This is a genomic window from Pseudomonas sp. S2_H10 (assembly GCF_054668285.1).
In genome coordinates, this window is the sequence record NZ_CP162754.1 from 3,535,922 (window position 1) to 3,549,103 (window position 13,182).

Here is a 13,182-nt window from a genome sequence, read left to right on the forward strand (position 1 = left end):
CCATCATTGTTTGCCCAATGCAAAATTGGGCAACGCGCCCACCGGCTGGCTGAACTGGTACGGAATCGACACCAGCCCCAGCCCGGTATTGCGCTGCACCACGAAGTGCAAATGCGGCCCGGTGCTGTTGCCCGTATTGCCGGACAACGCCAATGCACTGCCGACCGTTACCCGCTGGCCTTCCCGCACTCGGACCGAGCCTTTCTTCAGGTGCAGGTAAACACCCATGGTCCCGTCATCGTGCAGCACCCGCACGAAATTGCCGGATGCATCGGTGCCGCGGCCGCTCTGGCGATTTTCCGTTTTCACCACCACACCGCCTCGCGCCGCAATGATCGGTGTGCCCTCAGGCATCGCAATGTCGATGGCGTAACGGCTCTTGGGGCCAAAGTGGCTGTAAGGTCCGTTGGCACCCTGACTGATCCGGAACGGCCCGCCACGCCAGGGCAAAGGGTACCGATAGCCCACGGCGACCCCTGAGGGGTCACCCAGGGAGTAATTGAACTTCGGAACGTAGGCGAGTGGCGTTCCGGCGTTTTTCGCCGAGAGCTGCGCCAGGCGAACGCTGGTGCGTTGGGGTATCACGCGCCGAATCGTACGCGCCGGTACACCGCTGGCGTTCTTCACCCCGGCGAAACTCAGCTCGACCTCGACCGGCGCATACAGGTCATTGCGCACGTACACGCTGTCCACGCCGTTCTTCTTCAAGATGATCAGACGCACCTGACGTTCAAGGTGCTCGACCATGCCATCGCGAAAAATAAACAGCCTGGAGTTTTTGCTGGTGGGGAAGTCGCTGTAGGAGACCACGCCATTGGCATCGGTGGACTTGTAGATCGTCATGGCCGTCGCCGAAACGGCGGCCATGCACAGACCACAAAAAAGCAGCATTCGCGTGAACATGGGGATGAATTCTGTCGAGTGAAACCTGAAATGGAGCCTAGCAGCTGCAATGGACCCGGGTAGTCGACAGATGTTTCAGAAAAGGTGTTCAGCAGATGTGCGGTAACAGTGATGACCCCTTCGCGAGCAGGCTCGCTCCCACATGAGAACGCATTCCAAATGTGGGAGCGAGCCTGCTCGCGAAAGCGGACTTGCAGGCGAAGCTGAATCAAGCGCCAGGAATGAAGTGCTTCTGCGCCGTACCCCGCGCAATCAGGCGCGAGATGTAATCGAGCTTCTGCGCATCCTGGTCGACGAAGCGGAAGGTCAGTTGCAGCCAGTCGCTGTCAGGTTTCGGTTCGTGCGCCACGACGGCGTGCAGATAGCCGTTGAGACGGGCGACTTCGGCATTGTCGCCCTGCTCCAGGTCCAGCACGGCGCTGTCGAGGATCTGCGGCAGGGTCTCGGTACGCTTGACCACCAACAAGGCTTCCTTGAGGCTCAAGGCCTTGATCACGCACTGCTGAATGCCGTTCGGCAAACGCAGTTGACCCTGGCCACGGCCACTGGCGGGATTCGAAGCGGCTGCAGGCGCCTTGACCGGCGGGCTGTTGAGCAAGCCCTTGGACGGTGCGGGTGCGGTCGATGGCGTAGCGACGGGGGCCTTGCCGGCCGTCAAGGCGGCAAGGGAGTCGTTGGCGAATGCAGGGGGGGTCTTGGTCGCGGCTACGTTGATCAAGGCATCGAGTTTGCCGACCTTGTGCAGCGCCTGCTTGACCTTGGTGATCAGTTGCTCGTTGGTGAACGGCTTGCTGACGTAACCGGATACCCCGGCCTGGATCGCCTGGACGACGTTTTCCTTGTCGCCACGACTGGTCACCATCACGAAAGGCATGGTTTTGAGGTTGTCTTGCTCACGACACCAGGTCAGCAGTTCCAGGCCGGACATTTCCGGCATTTCCCAATCGCACAGGACCAGGTCGAACGCTTCCTTGGCCAGCATGGCCTGGGCTTTTCTGCCGTTGATCGCATCTTCGATCCGCATGCCCGGGAAATAATTGCGCAGGCACTTTTTCACCAGGTCACGAATGAACGACGCGTCGTCCACGACCAACACACTGACCTTACTCATCCACCACCCCTTTAAGAAATCCCGGCCAGCATACCGCCTTGCTGATGGCACATTGCCAAAAACCTTCAGTCACGCCGGACTTTTCGTTCGCGGGTGCTGCTTTTCGAATTCATGGGCCGCAAACAAAAACGCCCGGCCATCAGGCCGGGCGCTTTACTTGGGCAACCTTACTTATCGTCAGTTTTGCCCGGAACATTAGCGGTTTCGCCGGTTGTTCCTTCGACTTCTTCCTTCATGCGCTTGAGACCCAGGTGGCGCACGTCGGTGCCGCGTACCAGGTAAATCACCAGTTCCGAGATATTGCGCGCGTGGTCGCCGATACGCTCCAGCGAACGCAGCACCCAGATAATGCTCAGAACCCGCGAGATAGAACGCGGATCTTCCATCATGTAGGTCGCCAGCTCACGCAGGGCGGTCTTGTATTCGCGGTCGATGATCTTGTCGTACTGCGCCACCGACAGGGCCAGCTCGGCGTCGAAACGGGCGAAGGCGTCCAGTGCGTCGCGGACCATGTTGCGCACCTGGTCGCCGATGTGGCGCACTTCGACGTAGCCGCGCGGGGCCTCGCCTTCTTCGCACAGCTGGATGGCGCGACGGGCGATCTTGGTCGCTTCGTCACCGATGCGCTCCAGGTCGATCACCGATTTGGAAATGCTGATGATCAAGCGCAGGTCGGACGCTGCCGGCTGACGACGGGCCAGAATGCGCAGGCATTCTTCATCGATGTTGCGTTCCATCTGGTTGATCTGGTCATCGATCTCGCGCACCTGCTGGGCCAGGCCGGAGTCGGCCTCGATCAGCGCGGTGACCGCGTCGTTGACCTGCTTCTCGACCAGCCCGCCCATGGCCAGGAGGTGGCTGCGCACTTCCTCGAGCTCAGCGTTGAACTGCGCGGAGATGTGGTGGGTAAGGCCTTCTTTACTAATCATGTTGGCGTCCTTGGAGCGTCCGGTAAGGTGCGGTGGACCGCAGCGTCAGTTCAGTGAGCAACAACAGCTTCCTAGCCGTAGCGACCAGTGATGTAGTCTTCGGTCTGCTTCTTCGCCGGATTGGTGAACAGGGTGTCGGTGTCGCCGAATTCCACCAGTTTGCCCATGTACATGAACGCCGTGTAGTCGGAAACCCGCGCGGCCTGTTGCATGTTGTGGGTCACGATGACGATGGTGAACTTCGATTTCAGTTCGTAGATCAGCTCTTCGACTTTCAGCGTGGAGATCGGGTCGAGTGCCGAGCACGGTTCGTCGAGCAGCAGCACTTCGGGCTCCACGGCGATGGTGCGGGCGATCACCAGACGCTGCTGCTGACCACCGGACAGGCCCAGCGCCGATTCGTGCAGACGGTCCTTGACCTCGTCCCACAGCGCCGCGCCTTTGAGTGCCCACTCGACGGCTTCGTCGAGCACGCGCTTCTTGTTGATGCCCTGGATGCGCAGGCCGTAGACCACGTTTTCGTAGATGGTTTTCGGGAACGGGTTGGGCTTCTGGAACACCATGCCGACGCGACGACGCAGCTCGGCCACGTCTTCGCCCTTGCGGTAGATGTTGTTGCCGTACAGGTTGATCTCGCCTTCAACGCGGCAACCGTCAACCAGGTCGTTCATGCGGTTGAAGGTACGCAGCAGCGTGGACTTGCCGCAGCCGGACGGACCGATGAAGGCCGTCACGCGCTGTTTCGGGATGTTCATGCTGACGTCGTACAGCGCTTGTTTTTCGCCATAGAACAGGCTCAGGCCCGGCACTTCGATGGCCACGGTTTCCTGCTCGAGGTTCAGGCTCTGTTTGTCGCGACCCAGGGCCGACATGTTGATGCCGTGGGTATGTGTTTCGTGCTGCATGGGAGGCTCCCTGTGCTAACAAATTCGGTTCGGTTGCCACAGGCCGAGCCTGCGGGTTACACAATTCTTTCCTTGTAGGAGCCGGCTTGCTGGCGATCCAGGCAACTCGGTCCCGCAGGCTCACCGTGGTGATGCCTTCGCCAGCAAGCCGGCTCCTACAGTTCGGTGTTGATCAGCTATCCAGCGCTTTGTATTTCTCGCGCAGGTGGTTACGGATGTACACCGCCGACAGGTTCAACGTCGCGATCACCAGCACCAGCAGCAACGCCGTGGCGTACACCAGCGGTCGTGCGGCTTCGACGTTCGGGCTCTGGAAGCCGACGTCATAGATGTGGAAGCCCAGGTGCATGATTTTCTGGTCCAGGTGCAGGTACGGGTAGTTGCCGTCAACCGGCAGCGACGGCGCCAGTTTCACCACACCCACCAGCATCAGCGGCGCCACTTCACCCGCGGCGCGGGCCACGGCGAGGATCATGCCGGTCATCATCGCCGGGCTGGCCATCGGGATGACGATCTTCCACAAGGTTTCAGCCTTGGTCGCGCCGAGGGCCAATGAACCTTCACGCACGGTGCGAGGAATCCGCGCCAGGCCTTCTTCGGTGGCCACGATCACCACCGGCACCGCCAGCAGCGCCAGGGTCAGCGAGGCCCAGAGCAGACCGGGTGTACCGAAGGTCGGTGCGGGCAGCGCTTCCGGGAAGAACAGGCGGTCGACCGAACCACCCAGTACGTAGACGAAGAAGCCCAAACCGAACACGCCGTAGACAATCGCCGGAACGCCCGCCAGGTTGTTCACCGCGATACGGATGATCCGCGTCAGGGTGTTCTGCTTGGCGTATTCACGCAGGTAGACCGCTGCCAGCACGCCGAACGGGGTGACGATCATCGCCATGATCAGGGTCATCATCACGGTACCGAAGATCGCCGGGAAGATGCCGCCTTCGGTGTTCGCTTCACGCGGGTCGTCCGACAGGAATTCCCAGATCTTGCTGAAGTAGAAGCCAACCTTGGTGAAGGTGCTCATCGCGTTCGGCTGGTAGGCGTGAACCACTTTGCCCAGACCGATTTCAATCTCTTTGCCGTTGGCATCGCGGGCCGTCAGCGCATCGCGATTGAACTGCGCATGCAGATCGGCCAGACGCGCTTCGATGTCCTGATAACGGGCATTGAGTTCGGCGCGCTCGGACTCCATGTCCGCTTGTGCGGTGGCGTCGAGTTTGCCTTCCAGTTCCAGTTTGCGACCGTGCAGACGGATGCGTTCCAGCCCTGCGTTGATCGCACCGATGTCGGTCTTTTCCAGCGACTTGAGCTGGGCGGCGAGCCCGTTCACACGGTTGATCCGCGCCTGCAGCTCAGGCCAGGCAGCCTCGCCCTCGGCGATGACCTTGCCGTCCTGTTTGACGTTGACCAGGTAGCCGTAGAAGTTGCCCCACTCACGACGCTCGATGGCCATCAGCTCCGGCGGCGTCGTCTGGTTGGTCAGCCACTCGCCGACGATCCAGGTGAAGTCGGTGCCGTTCAGGTCACGGTTGCCGACCTTGATCAGCTCGCGGGTCATGAACTCCGGGCCCTGCTCAGGCACCGGCAAGCCGGCACTCTTCAAGCGGGCACGGGGGACTTCTTCCTTCTGTACCACTTCGCCGATGACCAGGTGATTGGCCTGGCCCGGCACGTCGTAGCTGGCGTGGATCAGATCCGCCGGCCAGAAGTGACCCAGGCCGCGCACGGCAATCACTGCCAGCAGGCCAATGGTCATGATGACCGCGATGGACACCGCGCCACCGCTGATCCAGACGCCGGGGGCGCCGCTCTTGAACCATCCTTTCAGGGAGTTCTGTTTCACAGACTTCTACCTTTCTTAAAGCGACGAGTATTTCTTGCGCAGACGCTGACGGATCAGTTCCGCGAGGGTGTTCATGACGAAGGTAAACAGCAGAAGCACCAACGCCGAAAGGAACAGCACGCGGTAGTGGCTGCCGCCGACTTCCGACTCCGGCATTTCCACCGCGACGTTGGCGGCCAGGGTGCGCAGGCCTTCGAACAGGTTCATTTCCATGACCGGGGTGTTACCGGTGGCCATCAACACGATCATGGTTTCACCGACCGCACGCCCCATGCCGATCATCAGCGCCGAGAAGATGCCCGGGCTCGCGGTGAGGATCACCACGCGGGTCATGGTCTGCCACGGCGTGGCACCGAGGGCCAGGGAACCCAGGGTCAGGCCGCGAGGCACGCTGAACACGGCGTCTTCGGCGATGGAGTAGATGTTCGGGATGACCGCGAAACCCATGGCCAGACCGACCACCAGTGCGTTGCGCTGGTCGTAGGTGATGCCCAGGTCGTGGGAGATCCACATGCGCATGTCGCCGCCGAAGAACCAGTTCTCCATGAACGGACTCATGTACAGCGACAGCCAGCCCACGAACAGGATCACCGGAATCAGCAGCGCACTTTCCCAGCCATCCGGCACTCGCAGGCGGATCGATTCAGGCAGGCGACTGAAGGCGAAACCCGCCACCAGAATGCCGATCGGCAGCAGCATCAACAGGCTGAAGATGCCCGGCAAATGCCCTTCCACATACGGTGCGAGGAACAGACCGGCGAAGAAACCGAGGATTACCGTCGGCATCGCTTCCATCAGCTCGATCACTGGCTTGACCTTGCGGCGCATGCCCGGGGCCATGAAGTACGCGGTGTAGATCGCCGCCGCAACGGCCAGTGGAGCGGCCAGCAGCATGGCGTAGAACGCGGCTTTCAGGGTACCGAAGGTCAGAGGCGACAGGCTCAGTTTGGGTTCGAAGTCGGTGTTGGCGGCGGTCGATTGCCAGACGTATTTAGGCTCGTCGTAGTTCTCGTACCAGACCTTGCTCCACAGGGCGCTCCACGATACTTCCGGGTGCGGGTTGTCGAGCAGCAGCGGGTGCAGCTTGCCGCCAGCTTCGACGATCACGCGGTTGGCACGAGGCGACAGACCGAAAACGCCCTGGCCTTCAGCGACCGGTTCCACCAGCAGGGTGCGGTGAGCGGTGCTGTGGAACACGCCAAGCTTGCCGGAAGCGTCCAGGGCCACGAAGCCCTTGCGGCGTTCTTCGGCGGTGATTTCAACGATCGGCGTGGTGCCCATCTGGAAGGTGCGGATCTGCTTCAGGCGCTGTTCGCCATCGGGGTCTCGGGCCATGAACCACTGGGCCAGGCCACCTTTGGAGTCCCCGATAATCAACGAAATGCCGCCCACCAGCTGGGTGCTGGCGGTGACTTGTGCTTCACCGTCTTCAAGCAGTTTGTAGCGACCGTTGAGGCTCTTGTCGCGCAGGCTGAACACGTCCGCCTGGGCACGCCCGTTGACCACATACAGCCACTGCTGACGCGGGTCGACGAAGATGTTCTTCACCGGCTCGGTCATTTGCGGCAGGTCGATGCGCTTCTGCTCGTTGGTGACTTCGCCGGTCATCATGTTCTCTTCGCTGGTCAGCGACAGAACATTGAGTTGCGAACCGGTGGAGCCGACCAACATCAGGGTCGAATCGGTGGCGTTGAGGCTGACGTGTTCCAGCGCGCCGCCGGATTCGTTCAGCGCGATCGGGGTTTCGCCGTAAGGGTATTCAATGGCTGGTGAGATGGTTTTCTTGCCATCCGGGTAGCTGACCTTATAGGTGTGACGGAACACCAGTGCCTGGCCGTTGGACAGGCCCACGGCCACCAACGGATGACCTGGCTGGTCTTCACCGATGGAAGTGACGGTGGTACCGGCCGGAACAGGCAAATCGACGCGCTTGAGTTCGGCGCCACTGTCGATATCGAAAAACAATGCCTGGCCCTTGTCGGAAACCCGCATCGCCACCTGGTTCTGCTCTTCGAGCGAGATCATCAGCGGCTTGCCGGCGTCCTGCATCCAGGCTGGGGTGATCGCATCTTTCGCAGTCAGGCTGGCACCCTGGAACAAGGGCGCAACCACGTAGGCGAGGAAGAAGAAGATCAGTGTGATGGCTGCCAGCACCGCCAGGCCGCCGATGAGGACGTACCAGCGGGTGAAGCGATCCTTGAGCGCGCGGATGCGACGCTTGCGTTGTAGCTCAGGCGTATTGAAATCAATTCGCTTGGGGGGATTAGTAGTCATTGTGGAATTGGCCAGATCATTCATTCGCACACCCTAGCGATCCTGTATGACAGAAAGATGACAGTGCAGTGACGCAACAAATCCGCCGCCAGCGGTCGCTGGCAGTGGATAGAGAATTTGGGGGTGTAGGAGCCGGCTTGCTGGCGAAAAATGGTACATCCGACACATTTTCTGCGGATGGATGACCATCGCCAGCAAGCCGGCTCCTACACAGGACCGGGGTGAGCCCCGGGCCTAGGGTTTTACTTTTTTGCGACTTCAGCGCCGCCTTCCGCCAGACCCAGGTCAGCCAGTGCTTTTGCAGCTACTTTGGCCGGCAGTGGGATGTAACCGTCTTTCACTACAACTTCCTGACCCTGTTTCGACAGAACCAGTTTCACGAACTCGGCTTCCAGCGGGGCCAGAGGCTTGTTCGGGGCTTTATTCACGTAAACGTAGAGGAAGCGCGACAGCGGATACTTGCCGTTCAGGGCGTTTTCTTCGGTGTCTTCGATGAAGTCCTGGCTGCCTTTCTTGGCCAGGGCCACGGTCTTCACGCTAGCGGTCTTGTAGCCGATGCCCGAGTAACCGATGCCGTTCAGCGAGGAGCTGATCGACTGCACGACCGAAGCCGAACCCGGTTGTTCGTTCACGTTTGGCTTGTAGTCGCCTTTGCACAGGGCTTCTTCCTTGAAGTAGCCGTAGGTGCCGGATACCGAGTTACGACCGAACAGTTGCACCGGCTTGTTGGCCAGGTCACCGGTCACGCCCAGGTCACCCCAGGTTTTCACGTCAGCTTTGGCGCCGCACAGACGAGTGGACGAGAAGATCGCGTCGACCTGTTCCATGGTCAGGTGCTGGATCGGGTTGTCCTTGTGAACGAACACAGCCAGGGCGTCCACTGCAACCGGGATGGCGGTTGGCTTGTAGCCGTACTTCTGCTCGAAGGCAGCCAGTTCGGTGTCCTTCATCTTGCGGCTCATCGGGCCCAGGTTGGAGGTGCCTTCAGTCAGCGCAGGTGGCGCGGTAGCGGAGCCAGCGGCCTGAATCTGGATGTTTACGTTCGGGTATTCTTTCTTGTAGTTCTCGGCCCAGAGGGTCATGAGGTTGGCCAGGGTGTCGGAACCAACGCTGGACAGGTTGCCCGACACACCAGTGGTCTTGGTGTAGCTCGGGATAGCAGGGTCAACAGCGGCAACCGCGTTGGCAGTCGCAACGCCAGCAGCGACAAAAGTCATTGCCGCCATCAAACGCTTCAGTTTCATGCCTTACTCCTAGCAGATAGGGTGTGTTAAGTCGGGGCCAAGTATCAGCAGGCCGTGTGAACACTCTATGGCTGAAATATGACAATTGGATGAAAGGCCAGTATTTGGCTGTTGCGGGATAATTCGCGCTGCCCTCATCGCCAGCAAGCCGGCTCCTACGGACTTCTGTAGGAGCCGGCTTGCTGGCGATGAGGCCCAACTAGCGGCCCTTCTTCCAGAGCCAGGCACCCACCAGAATCCCGACCCCGCACAGCACCGCCACATAATAAGACGGCCCCATCGCGCTCTCCTTGAGCAACAAGCTGACGATCATCGGCGTCAGACCACCGAAAATCGCATAGGCGACGTTGTACGAGAACGACAAACCGCTGAAGCGCACCACCGGCGGGAACGCCTTGACCATCACATACGGCACCGCGCCGATGGTGCCGACCAGCAGACCGGTCAGGGCATACATCGGAAACAGCCAGTCGGGATGATCGGCCAGGCTGTGATAGAAGGTCCAGGAACTGGCCAGCAGCGCAGTACAACCAAAGACGAAGACTCGCCCCGCACCGAAGCGGTCGGCCAGCGCGCCGGCGATGATGCAGCCAAAGCTCAGGAACACGATCGCCAGGCTGTTCGCCTGCAGGGACGTGGTTGGCGAGAAGTGATAGACCGTCTGCAACACGGTCGGGGTCATCAGGATGAGTACCACGATGGCGGCCGACAGCAGCCAGGTCAGCAGCATCGAAATGGCGATGGCACCACGATGGTCACGCAGCACCGCGCGCAACGGCACTTCCTCGGCCAGAGCCTTGCGCTGTTGTAGCTCGGCGAACACGGGGGTTTCGTGCAGCCAGCGGCGCAGGTACACCGAGAACAGGCCGAACACGCCACCGAGCAGGAACGGGATCCGCCAGGCGTAATCCGCCACTTCCACCGGGGTATAGACGCTGTTGATCGCCGTGGCGACCAGCGAACCGAGGAGGATGCCCGCCGTCAGGCCGCTGGTCAGGGTGCCACAGGCGTAGCCGACATGACGCTGCGGCACGTGCTCGGAAACGAAGACCCACGCCCCCGGCACTTCACCGCCAATGGCCGCGCCCTGGATCACGCGCATCAACAGCAACAGGATCGGCGCCCACATGCCGATCTGCGCATAGGTCGGCAGCAGGCCCATGATGAGGGTCGGCACCGCCATCATGAAGATGCTCAGGGTGAACATCTTCTTGCGTCCCAGCAGGTCGCCGAAGTGCGCCATCACGATGCCGCCCAGCGGCCGTGCAAGGTAGCCGGCGGCGAAGATGCCGAAGGTCTGCATCAGGCGCAGCCACTCGGGCATGTCCGCCGGGAAGAACAGCTTGCCCACCACCGTGGCGAAGAACACGAAGATGATGAAGTCGTAGAACTCCAGCGCGCCGCCCAGGGCAGACAGCGATAGAGTCTTGTAGTCGTTGCGGGTCAGCGGACGTGCGGGTTGGTCTGGCTGCGCGATGCTCGAGGGCGCTGTGGTCATGGCAAGGGCTTCTCTTATAGTCGGATCTGCAACCTCAACAACGCTGGCGGAGGTTTGGGCAGGTCCGGCACGATAGCAAATTGTTCGAAAAAGCACATAGAGGTGCGTTTTTGACGGTCAAAATGAGAACCGGACGGTCGTCGCGGAGTCTACCGACCGATATACTCGCAGTCTTGCTCCGGTTTTCAGGGGTTGCTGTGCGAAAACGCCTGTCAGGTTCATAGGCGATTTCGCAGAGTTTCCCTTTAGACGCCTGATGGAAAACGTGACGAACGTAGTATGTTCGGTGCTGAATCGTTTTTCCCGAAGACGGCTACCACCAGCAATACCAACGAAGAGTCACGGGTCAGAGGCACCCCCGGCATGATAGAGCTCGAACAAGAAGATCCGATCCCGCAAGGCGACCTGGCCCTGCAAATCACCGCGCTCCCTCGCGAAACCAACGGCTTTGGCGATATTTTCGGCGGCTGGCTGGTGGCGCAGATGGATTTGGCAGGCACCGCGATGGCCAGCAAGGTCGCCGGCGGGCGCGTTGCCACCGTTGCGATCGACCGCATGGCGTTTCTGGTTCCGGTGGCGGTGGGCGCTCAGCTTTCCTTTTATACCCAGGCGCTGGAAATCGGCCGCAGCTCGATCAAGATGATGGTCGAGGTCTGGAGCGACGATCCACTGTCCAGCGAGTGGCGTAAAGTAACCGAAGCGGTGTTTGTGTTCGTTGCCATCGACGGCAGCGGCCGCACTCGTTCGGTTCCGCCTCGGGCTCGCTGAAAGAGTGTTTAAACCTGGTAGCCGTTTTGCGGTCGATAGTTGTCCACGTTACTGATCGAGAGCTGTCCCATGAGCACGCCCAATGTTGAAGCCGTAAAACTGGATGAACTGAACTGCTGGCGTATCCGCCACGGTCAGGCCGAATTACTGGTGGCCCAGCAAGGCGCGCACATCCTCAGCTATCAATTGGCTGGCCAGCCGCCGCTGATCTGGCTCAACGACGAGGCCGTGTTCAAGACCGGCAAGAGCATCCGTGCCGGCGTGCCGGTGTGCTGGCCGTGGTTCGGCGTGTTCGAGCGCAACCCGCAAAGCGTTCAAGCGATGCGCGCCGGCAAGGAGGCTCCGTCGGCTCACGGCTTCGTGCGGGCAATGGATTGGGAACTGGGGGGGATTGAAGCCGAAGGCGAAAGCCTGAAAGTCGAATTCCTCCTGCCCTACCCCGAAGGCGGCTTCCCCGGCTGGCCGCACCAGGTGGATCTGACCCTGAGCATTCGCCTCGACGACCAACTGCACATTCAACTGAGCAGCCACAACCGAGGCGCCGATACCGTCAGCATCAGCCAGGCGCTGCACAGTTATTTTGCCGTCAGCGATGTGCGTGAAGTGCACGTCGAAGGCCTGGATGGTCTCAACTACATCGAAACCCTGGACAACTGGAAAACCGTCACCCAGGCCGGTGACCTGCGTTTTACCGGCGAGACCGACCGCATCTACCTCGATGCCCCGCCGCAGCTGAGCATCGTCGATCCGGCCTGGGAACGGCGCATCGTACTGACCAGCAGTGGTTCGCGTACGGCGGTGATCTGGAACCCCTGGATCGACCGCGCCGCCGCCTTCAGCGATATGGCGGACGATGGCTGGCAGCGCATGCTGTGCATCGAGACGGCGAACGTGTTGGGCGATGTGGTGAACCTGAAACCAGGCGCGAGCCATACGCTGGGCGTGAGCGTCGGTAGCAAACCGCTCTAAGCAACACCACAAAACCAATGTGGGAGCGAGCTTGCTCGCGATGGCGGTGTAACAGGCAACATAAATGTTGAATGTTATCGCCTCATCGCGAGCAAGCTCGCTCCCACAGGTTTTTGTGCCAGGCCTTCTGGCGGCGCGTTACAAATCCGATTCTTTCACCACCCGCACCTTCTGCGCATCCAGCGCATACGCCGCATCGGCCAGGTCATTGCTGACCTTTTCAACCTTCAGCGTGCCGGTGACCCACAGCGGCGTGTAGATATCATTCAGCTTCAGGCCTTGTGGATAGCGCACCAACACCAATTGGTTGGGCGGTGGCGGCGGCACGTGGATGCAGGCGCCCGGGTACGGCACCAGGAAGAACAACGTGCTGCGGCCCTTCGCGTCGGACTCCAGCGGCACCGGGTAGCCGCCAATGCGGATGTCCTTGTCGTTCATCGACGCCACGGTCTTGGTCGAGTACATCACCGCCGGCAAGCCCTTGGCCTGCTTCATTCCACCCTTGTCGGTGAAAGTGCCATTGGCTTCAGGGGAGTCGTGGTCGATTTCGGGCATGGCCTCGAGGGCCTTCTGGTCCGACTTGGGCATCAATTCGAGCCAGTCGGTTTCCGGCAGTTCGCCGGCATGGGCAAAGCCCGAACCCAGTAAAACGAGAGTCAGCAAAAGACGGCGCATGAAGGTGCTCGGTAAAGGTAAGAACAGGAAACGCCGAGCATTCTAGCCCTCCCGACCGGTTTG

At 60.6% G+C, this 13,182-nt stretch carries 11 protein-coding genes; 2 read left to right on the plus strand and 9 right to left on the minus strand.

The features are described 5' to 3' along the window. Positions 1 to 3 precede the first annotated feature (3 nt). The 8 genes from AB4O16_RS15905 to AB4O16_RS15940 all read right to left on the minus strand — a co-directional run bounded on the left by AB4O16_RS15905 (position 4) and on the right by AB4O16_RS15940 (position 10,707). Complete coding sequence (locus tag AB4O16_RS15905; protein ID WP_460155295.1) at positions 4 to 903, minus strand: peptidoglycan DD-metalloendopeptidase family protein; 900 nt, start codon at positions 901 to 903, stop codon at positions 4 to 6. A gap of 208 nt (positions 904 to 1,111) precedes the next feature. After that, complete coding sequence (locus AB4O16_RS15910) at positions 1,112 to 2,014, minus strand: response regulator (RefSeq protein WP_160388643.1); 903 nt, start codon at positions 2,012 to 2,014, stop codon at positions 1,112 to 1,114. Between the two features lie 167 nt (positions 2,015 to 2,181). Further along, on the minus strand, positions 2,182 to 2,943 hold the full coding sequence (gene phoU / locus AB4O16_RS15915; protein ID WP_095964354.1) for a phosphate signaling complex protein PhoU: 762 nt from the start codon (positions 2,941 to 2,943) through the stop codon (positions 2,182 to 2,184). A 71-nt stretch (positions 2,944 to 3,014) separates the two neighbouring features. Continuing rightward, the gene (gene pstB / locus AB4O16_RS15920; RefSeq protein ID WP_160388642.1) at positions 3,015 to 3,848 is read right to left on the minus strand and encodes a phosphate ABC transporter ATP-binding protein PstB; all 834 of its coding nucleotides are present in this window, start codon (positions 3,846 to 3,848) and stop codon (positions 3,015 to 3,017) included. A 172-nt stretch (positions 3,849 to 4,020) separates the two neighbouring features. Continuing rightward, a complete protein-coding gene (gene pstA, locus AB4O16_RS15925; protein ID WP_160388641.1) occupies positions 4,021 to 5,691 on the minus strand; it encodes a phosphate ABC transporter permease PstA in 1,671 nt (556 codons plus the stop codon). A gap of 15 nt (positions 5,692 to 5,706) precedes the next feature. Further along, the gene (locus AB4O16_RS15930) at positions 5,707 to 7,740 is read right to left on the minus strand and encodes an ABC transporter permease subunit (RefSeq protein ID WP_178120700.1); all 2,034 of its coding nucleotides are present in this window, start codon (positions 7,738 to 7,740) and stop codon (positions 5,707 to 5,709) included. 467 nt (positions 7,741 to 8,207) lie between these two features. Then, a complete protein-coding gene (locus AB4O16_RS15935; protein WP_056726832.1) occupies positions 8,208 to 9,209 on the minus strand; it encodes a phosphate ABC transporter substrate-binding protein PstS in 1,002 nt (333 codons plus the stop codon). A gap of 199 nt (positions 9,210 to 9,408) precedes the next feature. Next, positions 9,409 to 10,707 (minus strand): MFS transporter, encoded by a 1,299-nt coding sequence (locus AB4O16_RS15940; RefSeq protein ID WP_460155296.1) that lies wholly within the window; start codon positions 10,705 to 10,707, stop codon positions 9,409 to 9,411. Between the two features lie 363 nt (positions 10,708 to 11,070). Here AB4O16_RS15940 and AB4O16_RS15945 point away from each other — a divergent pair, with 363 nt between their 5' ends. Next, entirely contained in the window at positions 11,071 to 11,475 is a 405-nt protein-coding gene (locus tag AB4O16_RS15945; RefSeq protein WP_007942704.1) for an acyl-CoA thioesterase, read from the plus strand. A gap of 69 nt (positions 11,476 to 11,544) precedes the next feature. Beyond that, positions 11,545 to 12,444 carry a D-hexose-6-phosphate mutarotase gene (locus AB4O16_RS15950; RefSeq protein WP_460155297.1) on the plus strand — a complete coding sequence of 300 codons (900 nt, stop codon included), beginning with the start codon at positions 11,545 to 11,547 and terminating at the stop codon, positions 12,442 to 12,444. Between the two features lie 138 nt (positions 12,445 to 12,582). Here the strand turns inward: AB4O16_RS15950 and AB4O16_RS15955 are convergent, their stop codons facing one another. Beyond that, on the minus strand, positions 12,583 to 13,119 hold the full coding sequence (locus AB4O16_RS15955; RefSeq protein ID WP_160388637.1) for a DUF3299 domain-containing protein: 537 nt from the start codon (positions 13,117 to 13,119) through the stop codon (positions 12,583 to 12,585). Positions 13,120 to 13,182 lie beyond the last annotated feature (63 nt).

Coding starts and splice junctions, on each gene's coding strand:
- AB4O16_RS15905 (WP_460155295.1), bottom strand. CDS start 903: ATGTTCACGCGAATGCTGCTTTTTTGTGGTCTGTGCATGGCCGCCGTT.
- AB4O16_RS15910 (WP_160388643.1), bottom strand. CDS start 2,014: ATGAGTAAGGTCAGTGTGTTGGTCGTGGACGACGCGTCGTTCATTCGT.
- phoU (WP_095964354.1), bottom strand. CDS start 2,943: ATGATTAGTAAAGAAGGCCTTACCCACCACATCTCCGCGCAGTTCAAC.
- pstB (WP_160388642.1), bottom strand. CDS start 3,848: ATGCAGCACGAAACACATACCCACGGCATCAACATGTCGGCCCTGGGT.
- AB4O16_RS15930 (WP_178120700.1), bottom strand. CDS start 7,740: ATGCAGGACGCCGGCAAGCCGCTGATGATCTCGCTCGAAGAGCAGAAC.
- AB4O16_RS15935 (WP_056726832.1), bottom strand. CDS start 9,209: ATGAAACTGAAGCGTTTGATGGCGGCAATGACTTTTGTCGCTGCTGGC.
- AB4O16_RS15940 (WP_460155296.1), bottom strand. CDS start 10,707: ATGACCACAGCGCCCTCGAGCATCGCGCAGCCAGACCAACCCGCACGT.
- AB4O16_RS15945 (WP_007942704.1), top strand. CDS start 11,071: ATGATAGAGCTCGAACAAGAAGATCCGATCCCGCAAGGCGACCTGGCC.
- AB4O16_RS15950 (WP_460155297.1), top strand. CDS start 11,545: ATGAGCACGCCCAATGTTGAAGCCGTAAAACTGGATGAACTGAACTGC.
- AB4O16_RS15955 (WP_160388637.1), bottom strand. CDS start 13,119: ATGCGCCGTCTTTTGCTGACTCTCGTTTTACTGGGTTCGGGCTTTGCC.